The 15,625-nt window shown below is 59.0% G+C and carries 17 protein-coding genes; 8 read left to right on the top strand and 9 right to left on the bottom strand.

The genetic code is table 11. The features are described from left to right. The first annotated feature begins 149 nt into the window (after positions 1–149). The 3 genes from J7416_RS15165 to J7416_RS15155 are packed head-to-tail and all read left to right on the top strand — an operon-like array spanning position 150 to position 2,952. Positions 150–992 (top strand): DMT family transporter, encoded by an 843-nt coding sequence (locus J7416_RS15165; protein ID WP_209225964.1) that lies wholly within the window; start codon positions 150–152, stop codon positions 990–992. Positions 993–1,030: 38 nt separating this feature from the next. Beyond that, positions 1,031–1,804 carry an alpha/beta fold hydrolase gene (locus tag J7416_RS15160; protein WP_209226254.1) on the top strand — a complete coding sequence of 258 codons (774 nt, stop codon included), beginning with the start codon at positions 1,031–1,033 and terminating at the stop codon, positions 1,802–1,804. Continuing rightward, positions 1,801–2,952 carry an alpha-D-ribose 1-methylphosphonate 5-triphosphate diphosphatase gene (locus tag J7416_RS15155; RefSeq protein WP_209225963.1) on the top strand — a complete coding sequence of 384 codons (1,152 nt, stop codon included), beginning with the start codon at positions 1,801–1,803 and terminating at the stop codon, positions 2,950–2,952. Before J7416_RS15160 ends, J7416_RS15155 begins: the two co-directional genes overlap by 4 nt. 1 nt (position 2,953) lies before the next feature. Here J7416_RS15155 and J7416_RS15150 read toward each other — a convergent pair whose 3' ends face one another. From J7416_RS15150 to J7416_RS15140, 3 genes are all read right to left on the bottom strand, one after another. Further along, positions 2,954–4,021 carry a 5-(carboxyamino)imidazole ribonucleotide synthase gene (locus J7416_RS15150; protein ID WP_209225961.1) on the bottom strand — a complete coding sequence of 356 codons (1,068 nt, stop codon included), beginning with the start codon at positions 4,019–4,021 and terminating at the stop codon, positions 2,954–2,956. Beyond that, positions 4,014–4,502 (bottom strand): 5-(carboxyamino)imidazole ribonucleotide mutase, encoded by a 489-nt coding sequence (gene purE, locus J7416_RS15145; RefSeq protein ID WP_170423089.1) that lies wholly within the window; start codon positions 4,500–4,502, stop codon positions 4,014–4,016. The genes J7416_RS15150 and purE overlap by 8 nt, the downstream gene beginning before the upstream one ends. Positions 4,503–4,568: 66 nt before the next feature. After that, positions 4,569–4,793 carry a DUF465 domain-containing protein gene (locus J7416_RS15140; protein WP_058275529.1) on the bottom strand — a complete coding sequence of 75 codons (225 nt, stop codon included), beginning with the start codon at positions 4,791–4,793 and terminating at the stop codon, positions 4,569–4,571. Positions 4,794–4,957: 164 nt separating this feature from the next. On the opposite strand from J7416_RS15140, the gene J7416_RS15135 reads away from it, so the two are divergent. From J7416_RS15135 to J7416_RS15120, 4 genes are all read left to right on the top strand, one after another. Beyond that, complete coding sequence (locus J7416_RS15135) at positions 4,958–5,371, top strand: Hsp20 family protein (protein ID WP_058275530.1); 414 nt, start codon at positions 4,958–4,960, stop codon at positions 5,369–5,371. A 5-nt stretch (positions 5,372–5,376) separates the two neighbouring features. Beyond that, a complete protein-coding gene (locus tag J7416_RS15130) occupies positions 5,377–5,601 on the top strand; it encodes a DUF1150 family protein (protein WP_170466716.1) in 225 nt (74 codons plus the stop codon). A 94-nt stretch (positions 5,602–5,695) separates the two neighbouring features. Then, complete coding sequence (locus J7416_RS15125; RefSeq protein WP_209225960.1) at positions 5,696–6,583, top strand: PhzF family phenazine biosynthesis protein; 888 nt, start codon at positions 5,696–5,698, stop codon at positions 6,581–6,583. Next, positions 6,580–7,449 carry a hypothetical protein gene (locus J7416_RS15120; protein ID WP_209225958.1) on the top strand — a complete coding sequence of 290 codons (870 nt, stop codon included), beginning with the start codon at positions 6,580–6,582 and terminating at the stop codon, positions 7,447–7,449. Before J7416_RS15125 ends, J7416_RS15120 begins: the two co-directional genes overlap by 4 nt. Here the strand turns inward: J7416_RS15120 and J7416_RS15115 are convergent. From J7416_RS15115 to trxB, 5 genes are all read right to left on the bottom strand, one after another. Beyond that, positions 7,446–8,303: a hypothetical protein gene (locus J7416_RS15115; protein ID WP_209225956.1), complete on the bottom strand. Its 858-nt coding sequence runs from the start codon at positions 8,301–8,303 to the stop codon at positions 7,446–7,448. The genes J7416_RS15120 and J7416_RS15115 overlap by 4 nt on opposite strands. A gap of 115 nt (positions 8,304–8,418) precedes the next feature. Then, positions 8,419–10,137 (bottom strand): bifunctional sulfate adenylyltransferase/adenylylsulfate kinase, encoded by a 1,719-nt coding sequence (locus J7416_RS15110; protein ID WP_209225955.1) that lies wholly within the window; start codon positions 10,135–10,137, stop codon positions 8,419–8,421. 206 nt (positions 10,138–10,343) lie between these two features. Continuing rightward, the gene (locus J7416_RS15105) at positions 10,344–12,014 is read right to left on the bottom strand and encodes an adenylate/guanylate cyclase domain-containing protein (RefSeq protein ID WP_209225953.1); all 1,671 of its coding nucleotides are present in this window, start codon (positions 12,012–12,014) and stop codon (positions 10,344–10,346) included. A 50-nt stretch (positions 12,015–12,064) separates the two neighbouring features. Continuing rightward, positions 12,065–12,541, bottom strand: coding sequence for an RES family NAD+ phosphorylase (locus J7416_RS15100; protein ID WP_209225952.1), 477 nt, complete (start codon positions 12,539–12,541; stop codon positions 12,065–12,067). A 4-nt stretch (positions 12,542–12,545) separates the two neighbouring features. After that, on the bottom strand, positions 12,546–13,487 hold the full coding sequence (gene trxB / locus J7416_RS15095; protein ID WP_209225950.1) for a thioredoxin-disulfide reductase: 942 nt from the start codon (positions 13,485–13,487) through the stop codon (positions 12,546–12,548). Between the two features lie 228 nt (positions 13,488–13,715). On the opposite strand from trxB, the gene J7416_RS15090 reads away from it, so the two are divergent. After that, positions 13,716–14,216, top strand: a complete 501-nt coding sequence (locus tag J7416_RS15090) for an Lrp/AsnC family transcriptional regulator (RefSeq protein WP_170423073.1) — start codon at positions 13,716–13,718, stop codon at positions 14,214–14,216. A 117-nt stretch (positions 14,217–14,333) separates the two neighbouring features. Here the strand turns inward: J7416_RS15090 and J7416_RS15085 are convergent, their stop codons facing one another. Next, entirely contained in the window at positions 14,334–15,116 is a 783-nt protein-coding gene (locus J7416_RS15085) for a Hint domain-containing protein (RefSeq protein WP_209225948.1), read from the bottom strand. Between the last annotated feature and the right edge of the window lie 509 nt (positions 15,117–15,625).

Below are 15,625 nucleotides of genomic sequence, written 5' to 3'. Positions count from 1 at the left end.
TGACGGGGTCGCCTTTGGGCGGCCCCGTTTTTTGATATTCCCTGCGCGACTACGCCTCCGGCGGGAGTATTTTGCAAAAGATGAAGATCAGGTGCCTCGGCGCAGGAAAGTGAGTGGGCAAAGCGCACCGAAATCGCTATGCGGTTGATATGAAATTGTTTCTGCTCACAGCTCTGACAATGTGCTCCTTCGCGGCGAACTCGATCCTGAATCGTCTGGCCATCGACAGCGGGGCCAGCGACCCTGCGGCTTTTGCCGTTGTTCGGGTTCTGGCCGGCGCGGTCGTTCTCGCCGGGCTGGTTTCCGTGAGCTCTGGCCGGTTACCTCTGTTTGACCGACGCAGGATCGCAGGCGCCGGATCCTTGTCATTGTACATGATCGGCTTCTCGGTCGCTTATCTGACGCTGGACGCAGGATTAGGGGCTCTGATCCTGTTTGGCGTCGTCCAGATCACGATGTTCACGGCCACCTCAGTGTCTGGGAACGCGCCGAGTCGCCGACAGTTCGCAGGCGCTGCGATCGCGCTGTTGGGGCTGACATATGTGTTGTGGCCCTCGGGGTCCTTTCAGGTCAATCTGACGGGGGCTGCGTTGATGGCAGCGGCCGGTATCGGCTGGGCGATCTATTCGCTGGTGGGAAAGTCAGAGCCCGATGCATTGGCGGGAACAGCGGCCAACTTTGTCGTTGCTCTGCCTGTAACTGCTTTGGCGTTACTGGCGACTGGTGAGGCGTGGCATATGACTGCGAATGGTTACCTGTTGGCCGCGCTGTCCGGCGGCGTCACGTCCGGGATGGGATATGCGCTGTGGTACAGAGTTCTTCGGCACCTTGCGCCCACAACCGCAGCCGTTGTTCAACTGAGCGTTCCGATCATCGCAATTGCCGGCGGTGTTGTGCTGCTTGGCGAAGCGGCCAGTCTGCGTTTGATGCTGGGGGCAACTCTGGTTCTGGGCGGAATTGCGTTGGCGGTTTTGCGCATGACCCCGCGCTAGGGGTTTATTCGATGGGTCTTTGGCCTTATCTGGCGGCTATGCGTTACCTGATCGCCCTCTTTCTGTTTTTGGTCCCGGCCGTCGCACATGCGAAATGCGTGGTTCTGTTGCATGGCCTGGCGCGAACCGAGGCGTCCTTTACTGTCATGGAGCAGTTGTTCAAGGCGCACGGATACACGGTTGTGCGCCCAGGTTATCCTTCGACGGATTTGCCCATACCAAAGCTGGCAAACCAGACCTTGCCGGACGCGTTCTCGGAATGTGGGGACGACACGGTCAACGTGGTCGCGCATTCCATGGGTGGGATCCTGTTGCGCTATTGGCTGCAGGACAATCATCCGGAGAATCTTGGCCGTGTGGTGATGCTTGGCCCGCCAAACCAAGGTAGCCAACTGGTGGACGAATTGGGCGCGTATGAGGTGTTCGGCATGCTGCACGGCCCTGCTGGGTTGGCGCTGGGAACAGGACCTGAAGGTATCCCCCGGAAGCTGCCGCCTGTGGAGTTCGAATTGGGCGTGATTGCGGGTGAGAACTCATTGAACCCGCTTTTTTCCTCGCTGATTGATGGACCGGATGACGGCAAGGTCTCGGTCGAGACGACCAAGGTCGAGGGGATGGCCGACCATATCGTCTTGCCGGTGACCCACACGTTCATGATGAACAACCCGCGGGTTATGGCGCAGGCACTACATTTCATTGAATTCGGGCAATTCGATCCACAGATCACCTGGTTGGACGGCGTGATGGACGTCATTGATGAGATTTGCATTGGGCAGGATTGCTCGGAACCCACTTCGGAGCGTTCCGAATGACGTCACTGACCATGACCCTGACCGGCGCAGAGGTTCTGATGCCGGAGCGTGGCCTAACGCGCGCGGATCTGTCCGTGGGGAACGGCGTCGTTCAGGCGGACCCCAACGGGCGGGCTATCGATCTGTCGGGTTATGTGGTCCTGCCGGGGATCATCGACCTGCACGGCGACGGGTTCGAGCGTCATATCGCACCGCGACGCGGGGCGATGAAACAAATGGACGAGGGCATCCTCTCGGTCGAGGCTGAACTGGCGGCCAACGGTATCACGACAGCCGTTCTGGCCCAGTTTCTTAGCTGGGAAGGCGGTGTGCGCGGCCCGGAATTCGCCGGGCAGGTGTTCGACACGATTGCTTCGGTCAAAGATCGGGTTGTGACGGATCTGATGCCGCAACTGCGGTTCGAAACCCATATGCTGGATGACTATGGCGATCTGCCCGGACGGATTGCCGAGTGGCAGGTGCCTTATGTCGTGTTCAATGACCACTTGCCGCACGATCGGCTGGCCGAAGGGCGCAAGCCGCCGCGTTTGACGGGCCAAGCGCTTAAGGCCGGGCGGAACCCGGACAAGCACTTTGAAATGCTGCTATCAATGCATGCCCGGCGGGATGAAGTACCGGCCGCTTTGGACGCGCTCTGCGCAACCTTGGCCGATCTGGGTGTGCGTATGGGCAGCCATGACGATGCGACTGCTGAAACGCGCGCGGATTGGCGCGCGCGCGGAGCCCGGATCGCGGAGTTCCCCGAAACGCTTGAGGCGGCAGACGCCGCCCGAAGTTCCGGGGATCATGTCATTCTTGGCTCACCAAATGTGGTGCGGGGCGGGTCGCATAAGGGCAATGTCAGTGCATTGGACCTGATCGCGATGGGGTTGTGCGATGCTTTGGCCTCGGACTACCACTATCCAAGTCCACGCCGCGCCGCGCTGATGCTGGCCAAGTCGGGTCTTTTGGATCTGGCCGGAGCTTGGGCATTGGTTTCATCGGGCCCGGCGCGTGTGCTTGGATTGACGGATCGGGGCGACTTGTCGGTAGGGAAACGCGCCGACATCGTCATTCTCGACGCCGCGACAAAGCGCGTCGCCGCCACGCTTGCAGGCGGACGGGTCAGCTTTATGTCTGGCGATATTGCGGCGCGGTTCGTCGGCTGACTTAGCGCGAGACGCGGTTGAAATGACCCATTTTGCGGCCCGCTTTGACCTCGGCCTTGCCATAGAGGTGTAGCGCCACATCGCGTTCCCGCGCGAGGTCAGGCACTCGGTTCATGTCATCACCGATCAGGTTCTCCATCACGACATCCGAATGGCGCTGCCCGTCACCCAGCGGCCACCCGGTCACGGCGCGGATGTGTTGTTCGAACTGATCCACAGCACAGCCGTTCTGTGTCCAATGGCCCGAGTTATGCACCCGTGGCGCGATCTCGTTCACGATCAAACCTTGCGGCGTCACGAACAATTCGACCCCCATGACGCCGACATAGTCCAGCGCGTTAAGGATGTTTGCAGCCAACAGTACCGCATCGGTGCGTTGCGCCGGGGCGAGACGGGCAGGGATGGTGGTAGTGTGCAGGATGCCGTCTCGATGCACGTTTTCGCCGGGGTCGAAACAAGCCACCTGACCGTCCACCCCGCGGGCCGCGATGACCGAAACCTCGTGGCTGAAGTTGACAAACCCTTCCAGGATCGCGGGCGCACCCGCCATATCGGACAGGGCAGCCTCGGCATCGTCGGGGCCGTGCAGGCGGGCCTGCCCCTTGCCGTCATAGCCGAAGCGACGGGTTTTCAGAATGGCGGGCGTGCCGATCTGATTGATTGCGGCCTTCAGACTGTCCAGATCGGTAATGTCCGCAAACGGTGCGGTTTTCAGGCCAAGACCCTGCAGAAAGGACTTTTCGGTCAAACGATCCTGACTGACCCGCAGTGCCTCGCGACCCGGACGGATCGGGCGATGCGCCTCAAGCAGGTCCAGCGCTTCGGTTGGGATGTTTTCGAATTCATAGGTGATGACATCGACGGATTCGGCAAAAGCCTTCAGCGCGTCGGCATTGTCATAAGCGGCGGTGGTTACACGGTCGGCGACTTGTCCGGCAGGCGGGTTCGCGCCTGGTTCATAGATATGCGTGACGAACCCAAGACGTGCCGCAGCAACCGACAGCATCCGGCCCAGTTGGCCGCCACCCAGAATTCCAATCATAGCGCCGGTTTGCAGTGCTTCACTCATCGACAGGCTCCTCGGGGATCGAGGCCGACAAAGCCGCGCGCCAAGCGTCCAATCGCTCGGCCAGTGCCGCATCCTGCAGCGCCAGAATGCCAGCGGCCATCAGGCCCGCGTTGGCACCGCCGGCGGCACCGATGGCCATAGTCGCCACAGGGAAGCCCTTGGGCATCTGCACGATGGAGTAGAGCGAGTCGACACCGGACAAGGCCCGTGTCTGAACCGGTACGCCAATCACTGGCACGCGCGTTTTGGACGCCATCATTCCCGGCAGATGCGCAGCCCCACCTGCGCCCGCGATAATCACATCCAGGCCACGCTCAACAGCGGTTTTGCCATAGTCCCAAAGGCGATCCGGGGTACGGTGGGCGGACACGATGCGTTTTTCATATGCAACGCCGAGTTCATCCAGAATATCCGCAGCTTCTTTCATCGTGGGCCAGTCCGACTGGCTGCCCATGATGATCCCCACTTTCACATCGCTCATCCGCTTAACGCCCCTGCCTGCTGAGAGAGCGCGCACTATAGCCAAATCCGACTTCGAGGCAATGCGTCAGGCGATGATGTCCGGGGTCAGACGGTCTTCGATCAGACGAATGATGTCCTTGAGCCGCAATTTCTGTTTTTTCAAACGCTTGATCGTCAGTTGATCCGAGGTACCGGTGGCCTGCAGCGCCTCAATCGCCTCGTCCAGGTCGCGGTGTTGGCGGCGGAACACCTCAAGCTCGACCCGAAGAACTTCGTCTGTTTTCATCGAAATGTCAGTAGGCGCGTTCATGGGCGACTCGGTCGTTGCTGTGGTGCTTGCCACACAAGATAGTGTGTCAGGCTTTATCCCGCCAGACCTTGTGGACATCCCTGCATATTCCCATATTCTATCATATGCGGTTGCCAGAACGGGGCCGCACCACACGTCGCTTTGGCAATAAAGGACGAAAATACGTGTCAAAACTTACTCTTGGCTCATACCCGCATCTTCTGGGGTTCGAGCAATTGGAACGCCTTTTGGAACGGTCTGCAAAGGCTGGCAACGAAGGGTACCCGCCCTATAACATCGAACAAACCTCGGATTTTTCCTATCGCATCACGCTGGCCGTGGCCGGTTTCGCGGAAGAGGACCTGTCGATTACCATCGAGGATCGTCAGCTGGTGATCCGGGGCCGTCAACGCGACGACAGCGAGGGGCGCATCTTTCTGCATCGTGGCATCGCGGCGCGTCAGTTCCAGCGTATGTTTGTGCTGGCTGATGGTGTCGAGGTGGGCGAGGCGATCATGGAGAACGGTCTGCTGCATGTGGATCTGACCCGCGCCGTGCCGGAAACCGTGGTTCAGACAATCAATATACGGAAGGGGTAAGAGCAATGAATACACCGATTGAGATTAACACCGAAGGCGATCGTATTGTTTACGTGAAGGCTGTCGACGTTGCTGATCTGCCGCGCGAAGTGCGCGAACAGGCTGGCGATCTGGATCAGCTTTATGCGGTGCACGACTCGGATGGGCAGCAATTGGCACTGGTTGCCGATCGCAAGCTGGCCTTTGTGCTGGCACGCGAACACGATTTCTCGCCGGTGGCCGTTCACTGAAACGGCCCCGCAGCGCGTGATTTTCGCGTGACATCCGCCGCCCTACGGGTGAGATATGCGACCCAGTACGGGTCGCAGAGCAGGGGCATCAAGAATGAGCTGGTTTGACTTTGACTGGGTGGACGCGTTCACCGACAGCGCCTTTGGCGGTAACGGCTGTGCCGTGGTCCACGGTGGCGCCGCGCTGTACGAAGACGTCTGTATGGCCTATGTGCGCGAGACGTCGCTGGTCGAATGCACCTTTACCGGTCCGTCAGACGTCGCCGATGTTCGGGTTCGGTACTTTTTGGCCAGCCGTGAGATCCCCTTTGCCGGCCACCCCACTATCGCCACTGTCGCGGCCATGCGGTCGCGGGGGTTGTTTCAGGGCGATGCGCTGACGCTTGAAACCGGGGCAGGAATTGTCGCGATCCGACTTAATGGCGACGAGATCGAGATGACGCAGGTTGCACCGCAGTTCGGATCGCTGGTGCCCGCTGATCTGGTCGCAAGCACCATCGGCCTACCGGAAAGTGCGATCATCTCCCCTCCGCAATTCGTTTCGACGGGGCTGCCGTTCTGTATCACCGTTCTGCGCGATCATGACGCGCTGCGTGCGGCTAGGCTGGACGAAGGCCCGCTGCGTGAGGTCGCTGCGAAAGCTGGCTATTCCGGGTCAGACATGGCTGAGCCTTTCCTTGTCACGCTGGAAGGGGCCACAGAGGCAGGCGACACGTTCTCGCGCTTGTTGATGTTGCCGCCCAGCCCACCCGAAGACCCCTTCACCGGATCGGCAACCGGTGCGATGGCGGCGTATCTTTGGAAATATGGCCTGATGCCCAAAGACAGCTTTATTGCCGAGCAGGGCCACGACATGGGGCGTCCGGGTCGGGCGACCGTGACCCGCGTGGGACCGGCAGATGCGATGACAGGTATCAAAGTGGCGGGGCAGGGCTATGTCCTGATGCGCGGCCAGGTCGATTTGCCCGGGCCTTCGTCATGACGGAACCTGCGATTGCAATTCTGCCCTACGGACATCGCTTGGGGCCAAAATTGTCCTCGGTTCCGCTGTCCGAGCTGATCTGGCCCGAGGGTTGCCCGGATCGGCTGTTGGGGAAGACAGTGGGTGATCTGGAGCGTACGGACCACCTGATCATGTACCCCAATTCAACCGTCCATCTGCGCCTGCGACGGGGTACTCACGCGCAGATATCGCTGATGATGGGTGAACCCTCGGCTATTCACGCCAAGCATGATCGGATGTTGCGCTATACTTGGCGGCGGTTCTTCCGGGTTCTGACGTTTCACGACGTTCTACTGCAGAATATCCCGAACGCGGTGTTCTTGCCCTATGGCGTGACGATGGTGCCGGATTGGCGCGATCTTGATGTTCAAAAAACGAAACCCTGTTCGCTGATCGCCTCTGCAAAGCGCGACCTCGAAGGTCACCAGCTGCGCCATTCGGTGATAGGCTGGGTGCGCGAAACGGGGGCCGACGTCGATATCATGGGGCGTGGCTACACGCCGTTTGACCGAAAATCCGACGGGTTGGCTCCGTATTGTTATTCCGTTGTGATCGAGAATGTGCGCGAGCGGAACTATTTCTCGGAAAAGCTAACCGATGCGATCCTGTGTTCGACGGTTCCGATCTATTGGGGCTGTCCAAATATCGGGGATTTCATGGATACGTCCGGCATGATCCTGTGCGAGACGCAGGCTGATATTCAGCAGGCGATCACCAACCTGTCCCCGGATGACTATGCCCGACGCTTGCCACGTCTGCAGGCTGCTCAAAAACAGGCGGCTGAGTTTGGAGACTTTGAGGGACGGGCCGTGCGCACCCTGCGGGAGCAGATAAGCGCCGGCTAGTCCGCCGAAGACCGAGGGGCAAGCCAGCCCACCGGCAGGATCGGATTGGCGGACGGATCAATCCCGTGCCGGTCGCATATCCTGTGAAGATACGAACCCGTGACCGGCAATCCTGCTGTATTGTTGGACATTAGCTTTTTCTGATGCCCGTAGATGTGAACCGAATGGACACCATCGCGTTCGATTTCACCGATGGAAACCTGAGGGGCGTGCAGCATCCACAACTGCTCTTTCGCGAGGGGGTAGAATACGTCGGGCCCCATTGCATGGATGTCCTCGCTGGTCTGTCGCAAAAAATACTCGAATGCCTTGGGCCCTGAGCTGCCCCAGGGAAGGGATTCAATCCCCCAGGATTCCCCATTTCTGATACGTCTTCGGTTATGCCGAAACAGCCGACCACCACGCCACGGCTGGGTCGGGTTGGCCGAGGTCACAAACGCGAGCCAAAGGGCCAGCGTTTCCGACTCTTCCGGCAGGCGTAGAACCCCGTTTGGATAGTTCCCGGACGGCGAGCGCCCAAAGACATACGGCGTGGAAAAGTCGAAAGGTTTGACGCAATACGCATCCAGATCAACCCAGATGAACGGCGTTTTCTGCATCAGGCGCAACCGGAATATGTCGGAAAACACCGCAACCCCCAACCGGTCGTCTGGGCGTAGCTCGAAGGGCGGTGGCCATAAAACGTCTGCGGCTGGCCGTACCTCAGCGCCTGTGGGGACGTTTTGGATGTCCTCTACAGTGTACAGGACGAAACTGTGGCCGTTATCCAGATAGGACTGAATGCATAACGCCTCGAGCCAGCTTAAATCCGATCCGAACCAGAAACTGGCAATTGTGGGCATGGTGCGGGTCATGGGCCGTTTCGAGTTTTGGTCCGGTCCTGCATTTGCACCAAGGCCTTACGCCCTTGTCAATCCGACACGAAAAAAGCGGCCACAGTGGGCCGCTTTGTATGGATTTTAGTGTTGCTTATGACGCAGCAATCAACCCCATGCTTTCCAGTTTCAGCAGAACCTGATGGGCGCAGTTGTCGACCTCGACATTCTCGGTCTCAACGCTCAATTCGGGGCTTTCGGGCACATCGTAGGGGTCTGAGATACCGGTGAACTCTTTGATCTTCCCTTCGCGCGCCAGCTTATACAGGCCCTTGCGGTCACGGCGTTCACATTCCTCGATGCTGGTGGCCACGTGGACCTCGCAGAAGGCACCGAACTGTTCGATTTCTTCCCGGACCGCGCGGCGCGTAGTGGCATAGGGCGCGATCGGGGCGCAAATGGCGATGCCGCCGTTCTTGGTGATCTCGCTGGCCACGTATCCGATACGGCGGATGTTGAGGTCGCGGTGTTCTTTGGAAAAGCCAAGCTCGGATGACAGGTTCTTTCGCACGATGTCACCATCCAGCAGAGTCACAGGACGGTCGCCCATTTCCATCAGCTTCACCATCAGCGCGTTAGCGATGGTGGACTTACCGGATCCCGAGAAGCCGGTGAAGAACACAGTGAAACCCTGACGCGAGCGCGGCGGGAAGCGGTTGCGCAGCTCTTGCACGACTTCAGGGAACGAGAACCACTCGGGGATTTCCAGCCCTTCGCGCAGACGGCGGCGCAGTTCGGTGCCCGAAATGTTCAGGATGGTGACGTTGTCCTTATCCAGGATTTCGTCATTCGGCTCGTACTGGGCGCGTTCCTGGACGTAGACCATGTGTTTGAAATCGACCATCTCGATGCCGATCTCGTCCTGATATTTGCGGAACAAATCCTGTGCGTCATAGGGGCCGTAGAAATCCTCGCCCTGGCTGTTTTTGCCGGGGCCGGCGTGGTCGCGACCAACAATGAAATGGGTGCAGCCATGATTGGCGCGGATCAAGCCGTGCCAGACCGCCTCGCGGGGACCTGCCATCCGCATGGCGAGGTTCAGCAGGCTCATCGAGGTGGTCGAGGCCGGGTATTTGTCCAGCACCGCCTCATAGCAGCGAACGCGTGTGAAATGGTCCACGTCGCCCGGTTTGGTCATGCCCACGACCGGGTGGATCAGCAGGTTGGCCTGCGCTTCCTTGGCGGCGCGGAAGGTCAGTTCCTGGTGCGCTCGGTGCAACGGGTTGCGGGTCTGGAACGCCACGATACGACGCCAGCCGACTTTGCGGAAATAGGCGCGCAGTTCGTTCGGCGTGTCGCGACGGGCGCGGAAATCATAGTGGACGGGCTGCTGAATGCCGACCACGGGGCCACCCAGATATACTTTGCCCGCGACGTTGTGCAGGTAATTCACAGCCGGGTGGGCGTCGTCATCCGCGCCAAACACCTTTTCTGCCTCATGCGCCTTGTCCGGTATCCAGCGGTCAGTCACCGTCATGGTGCCCAGAATAACGCCTTCCTGATCGCGCAGGGCGATGTCTTGACCCAATTCGATTTTTTCAGCGAAAGCTTCGTCGACGTCCAGTGTGATTGGCATAGGCCACAAGGTGCCGTCCGCCAGCCGCATTTTCTCGACGACATTGTCGTAGTCCGCCTGGTTCAAAAAACCCTTTAGCGGATTGAACCCGCCATTCATCAGCAATTCCAGATCGCAGATCTGACGCGGGCTAAGGTCCCAGCTGGTCAGATCGGCGGCTTCCACTTTCAACTTCTGGGCCGACTCGTACGAAACATAGAGTTCAGGGATGGGTGCCAGATTACTTAACATCGTCATGGGAATACTCTTGTAGAAGTGCCGTTTTGCCGTTGATTAATGGGCGTTTGCCCCGGCTGTTTTTTGAAGTCCATATACCTGAGCGCAACAAAGGACGATATGCGCGGTTTTTTCAGGAAATGGAAGGATATTCCGGTTTACATAATTTTGCGCGAAACCGGTTCCCCGGATGGGCAACAATTCGGCAGGTTTCAGGGCGTGTGTTCCTATGCGGCGACACTGACGGTCAGATCGGCGGCGTTCTGGACCGGCAGGGCGGGAATCGGGCGTGCGACGCCGCGGAGATCAAAGGACCTTACCTGCCGTATGTCGCCATCATATCCCGCGGCCAGCAGCAGGTCTTCTGACACCAAAAGCTCGCAGCCCAATGATTTGGTTTCGGCCTCAAGCCTGCTGGCTACATTGACTGTATCACCGATGATCGTTCGGGCCGCGTGGCCAGCGGCCCCGATCTCGCCCAATACCAGATCCCCCAGATGCAGGCCCATGCCGATGCGAATGCGCGGGCTTCCTTCGGATTCCAGCTGTTGATTGAACCGCTGCAAGGCAAGGCTGATGTCGGCGGCGGCTTTCATCCCAGCCCTGGCCGAGCTCTGGGTGTCAGTGGTTTCAAACACGGCCAAAAGCCCGTCGCCCATGTATTTGTCGACCACACCACCCTCGGCCGTGATCGCAGGCACGATGGCGTCGAAAAAGCGGTTCAGCAGGAACACGATGTCATAGGGCAGTTGACCAGCGGTGAGCGAGGTGAAACCACGCATGTCCAGGAACAGCACCGCCAGTTGCCGTTCCTGGCCTTGGCTTGCGTGCGCCCGGTTCCGCGCGCCGTCGGGTCGGAAAATGCGAAACGCTGTGATCGGGGCGGTCGGGCGGATCTGGCACGCGAGCCTGGCACCATCTGGGGCGCTGACGGCGGCAAGGCTGCGGGCCTCGACCTCGCCAGGTTCCGGCAGATCGTTGGCACCGTCTTCGACAATCACCCGACATGTGGTGCAGCGTCCTTTGCCACCGCAAAGCGCTGTGTGTGGGATGCCGTTGGCCTGCGAAATCTCAAGCAGGGTCATACCCTTTTCGGCAACGACCTCGGGGCCTTCGACATATTTGACGCGTACGGAATGACGGCGGCGCCACAACTTGCGGATAGCAAACACTGCCAAAGAAGCGCCCAGTGCCACCCAAAACGCCATCAACGCGTTGTCCTTGACGCTGAACAGGACCTGGAACTCTTCCGGAGACGGCCAGTTATAGTGCTCGACATACTGTTCGCGCAGAAACGGATCGGCGAAATCCGCCCACAGACGCCGCCCTTCGGTCAGCAAACCGGCCAGAGCAAAGGTCGGGACAAACACGGCCCCGCCGATCAGATAGGGCACAGCTTTGGACCACCAGCGTGTCAGCCGGAGCCACATATGAAGACCGATACAGCCATGTACCCACACCAGCAAAAGCAGCAGGCTTTGCATCCAGACGGCCACGCTGGGCCACATCAGGATGATGATATAACCCATCTCGTCGTTCACATCGTAAACCGTGTTCGCATAGCGCGTCTGAACGATGTGCGAGATCAGTTGCAACGGGATCAGCAGGCCCAGTATCACCTGCAGTCCGGTGCTGAATGGCATGCGCAAGGTGCGCAGTTGGCTGATCGTGTATAGGGCCAGCCCGGCATGAATAAGCAAGGCGGCGTACAGGATGAGGCTGCCCAGATCGTGACGCGTGACCACGTGTCGGGCGTCCTGCATGTCATGCAAAAAGTCGGTGTGGAACAGGCCCATCCCGATATTGATGAAGTGAAAGAACGCAAAGGCGAACAGAACCAGGCCGCTGCCGATCCTCAGCCGGGTTGCCCACCCGCCTTGCCACAAAACACTTTTCAATCAGGTCACCTGCATTCGTATCGCTGGGGCTGAGTCTGATACGCCATACCTTAACGGTCAAGCGGAGGTTGTGGATAGGGCGGTGTCCACTCCACCGGGGATGCGTCCGCACGGATCAGTGAAGGCGATGGGTCGAACAGGACGATGTGACTGAGTTCGGGTCGCGTGCGTGAGCTGTACAGCAACCCGTCCGCACCAGCGTCGCGCGCATGGTCCGAGAACCGCCATGTTGGTGACGTTCCCGTTGCAGCATGCGTATCTTGCCAAATCACCGACGCATCCGGCTGCCCTCGTAAGTCGACCAGCTTTGCACCGGTGACAGCGACCTGCAGCAAGACCCGCAGGGGATCACCCGCCGAGACATATCGCCGAATCGCGACCCCGGCGCCCTCTGCGCTGAGCGAGGCATAAAGCGCCGTCTGGCCTGCATAATGAAAACGCCCCTCTGGCGCCCGCGCAGGGGCCAAAGGGGTGTCCAATTGAGACTGAAATAAAATTCTCCAGACCGGGCCGGAGAAATCCAGCATCGGATCAGTCCTGCTCGGCCAGGAAACGTTCGGCGTCGAGGGCTGCCATACATCCCATGCCTGCGCTGGTCACGGCCTGACGATAAATGTGGTCGGTTAGGTCACCCGCAGCAAACACACCCGGCACCGATGTCTCGGTCGAGCCCGGTTTGGTTATCACGTAACCCCCCATATGGGTTTCCAGCGAGTCAATGACGAGTTCATTGGCCGGGGCGTGGCCGATCGCAACGAAGACGCCTTTGCAGGGAATCTCGGTGATTTCTCCGGTCTTGACGTTCTTGACACGTACACCCTCGACGCCAAGCGGTGCATCAGTGCCAACGACTTCTTCCAGTTCATGGAACCAGAGCGGTTCGATTTTCTCGTGCTTCAGCAGACGGTCCTGCAGGATTTTCTCGGCGCGTAACTCATCACGGCGATGGATGAGAGTGACCTTGCTGGCGAAATTCGTCAGGAACAGCGCCTCTTCCACGGCGGTGTTGCCGCCGCCGATGACCACGATTTCCTGCCCGCGGTAGAAGAACCCGTCGCAGGTGGCACAGGCCGAAACACCAAAGCCTTTAAATTTCTCTTCGGACGGAAGACCCAGCCACTTGGCGCGCGCGCCTGTGGCCAGAATGACGGCATCTGCCGTGTAGGTCGTGCCGCTGTCGCCCTTCGCGGTAAAGGGGCGTTTGCTGAGGTCCAGATCGTTGATGATGTCGCCAATGACCTCACAGCCCATCGCTTTTACGTGGTCCTGCATGCGCACCATCAGATCCGGGCCCTGAACCTCGGTATCACCGGGCCAGTTTTCGACCTCGGTCGTTGTGGTCAACTGGCCGCCCGGTTCGATGCCTTGCACCAGAATTGGTTCCAGCATCGCGCGGCTGGCATAGACGCCGGCCGTGTAACCGGCCGGTCCCGACCCGATGATCAGAACCTTGGTGTGTCGTGTTTCGGCCATGGTACCCCCAACTCGATCTGCTTGACTGGGGCGTCCGGCCCCTGACGGATGGATATAGCGACCGGCGCGCAGGGCTTAAACCCCCTACCTTTTGACAGGCAGCTATGCATTTGAGGCAGGGTGTCCAAATAATCGCACATTGAAAATGTGGAATATTGCGCAGGTACGAAAGATAATTGCGCATCGGTTGGGTGCTGCTATAACAACCGAAAATACTAGGAGCATTTGATGGTCGCGATACGGCTGGATGAGATTGACCGCAAGATTCTGGCGGAATTGCAGGCTGATGGTCGCATGACCAATGTCGAACTGGCAAAGCGTGTTGGGATTTCTGCGCCGCCTTGCCTGCGGCGCGTCCGTACGCTTGAAGAATCCGGGCTGATCCGCGGTTACCATGCCGATGTAAACTCGCGCGAATTGGGGTTCGAAGTTCAGGTCTTTGCGATGGTGGGGCTGGAAAGCCAGGCGGAATCCGAACTGAATGCGTTCGAGGAACGCTGCCGCGAATGGCCGCTTGTTCGCGAGTGTCACATGCTGAACGGCGAGGTGGATTTCATCCTGAAATGCGTCGCTCCGGACCTCAGCAGTTTCCAGCAGTTCCTGACGGGCGAGCTGCTGACGACGCCGAACGTGGCCAGTGTGAAAACCTCACTGGTTATCCGCGGCGCAAAAGACGAACCCGGCGTTCCCTTCGACGTTCTCGAAGAACGAATGAGCCGGACGGCGTGAACACTGTCCGCTTATGATGTGATTTAGACGGCGGCAGAAAGGCTGCGACCGTCAATGATAGTACCCAACTCATAATCAGCTGCATAATGCCCCCACATTGCAGTTGTTATCGTTTGTTCAGGCCGTGATCGCGTCAACCTCGCCGTCTCCGGCGCGCGGCAGGACCAGCGGACCGAAATCGTTCAGTGATTCGATATGCGCAAACAGGTTCAAATAGATCGACCGAAGCGACCGACTGACCTGACGTACGGCGTTCACACCCGGATGGTAGGATTCGAACTGCAATCCGTCCACTTTGATCACCGAATGGCGTTTCAAACAAATGTGAAACAACTCAATCGGCGTTGGCGGCAGTGTTTCGATCACGCTCATCCCATCCTGGAATTCATGAACAGGCGTCAGAACAGCGCTGTCCCCGTGCAGTTGCCGCAAATGGGACGGCGTTCCCAGCAGGCGCGCACTTGGCCCTGCGATCACGCCTGACAGCGGCTTTTGCATGCCAAAGGTGTCGGCCATGATCCGCGTCAGTGGACGCGTCCGGCCACGAGAATCCTCACGGCCCGGAATCAGGGTCACCGACCCTTTCCACAAAACGGTTTGCGAGGTGCCGTCTTGTGTCAGAACCGAGTCGCCCGGCAGCAGGTCTTCGATCGCCAGCGGTCCGGATTCGGTTTCGACCAGCGATCCGCGCGTGAAAGCGCAGAAGGCGTCTTCGAACATCGACAAGGCCGGTGCGATATGGCGGGTTTGCGAAACATCACCATTCGGCATCAAAGTACTGACTTCATAGCGCCGCAACTGGGCCTTAGGTCTTGGTTTTGCCCTGGGCATTTCGCGCAGCATTGCCGACGTTTCGACGGCATTTCTGGCAGCGCGCGCCAGAGAATGTGGAATTGTCATTTTTATTCCGTCCCCTTCAAAAACCGACCAGACAACAAGCGCCCTCCGTACAGAGCAGCCCGACCGGCATCTTTTTTGTCTTGAATGAGATGGTGACCACAGGACGTACGCCGATCCGGCGTCGCAACGCGATTGAATTTCGCATACCTTTTGGTCAACACACTGACCCCCCAGACAAACTCACTACAACGCAGGTGGAAATTACCCACGCACACACGCCCCGGAACCTGACCGCTGGAAATTGCAGCGGTTGGTCACATACCGGATCGGAGCACCCTTCCGATATGCGTCTTACCCGTTGGAACCGGCAGCTGGTTCCTTGGGGCTTTGGTCAGCGTCGGCTTGCCAAACGGCGTGCGACCCGGACCGAAGAACTGGAAACCCGTTTCCACGGCATCTCCGGTGCCTGTTCTCGCGTGGCCGCAACAACGGCGCTGAGAAAGCGAGATTTAACCCTCATGTTATTATTCCTGCTCATATTCCATTGTTGGGCCAGTGTTACGGGCCAA

Source organism: Ruegeria sp. R14_0 (genome assembly GCF_017743975.1).
GTDB lineage: Bacteria > Pseudomonadota > Alphaproteobacteria > Rhodobacterales > Rhodobacteraceae > Ruegeria.
This window is presented reverse-complemented; position numbering and strand designations above follow the sequence as displayed.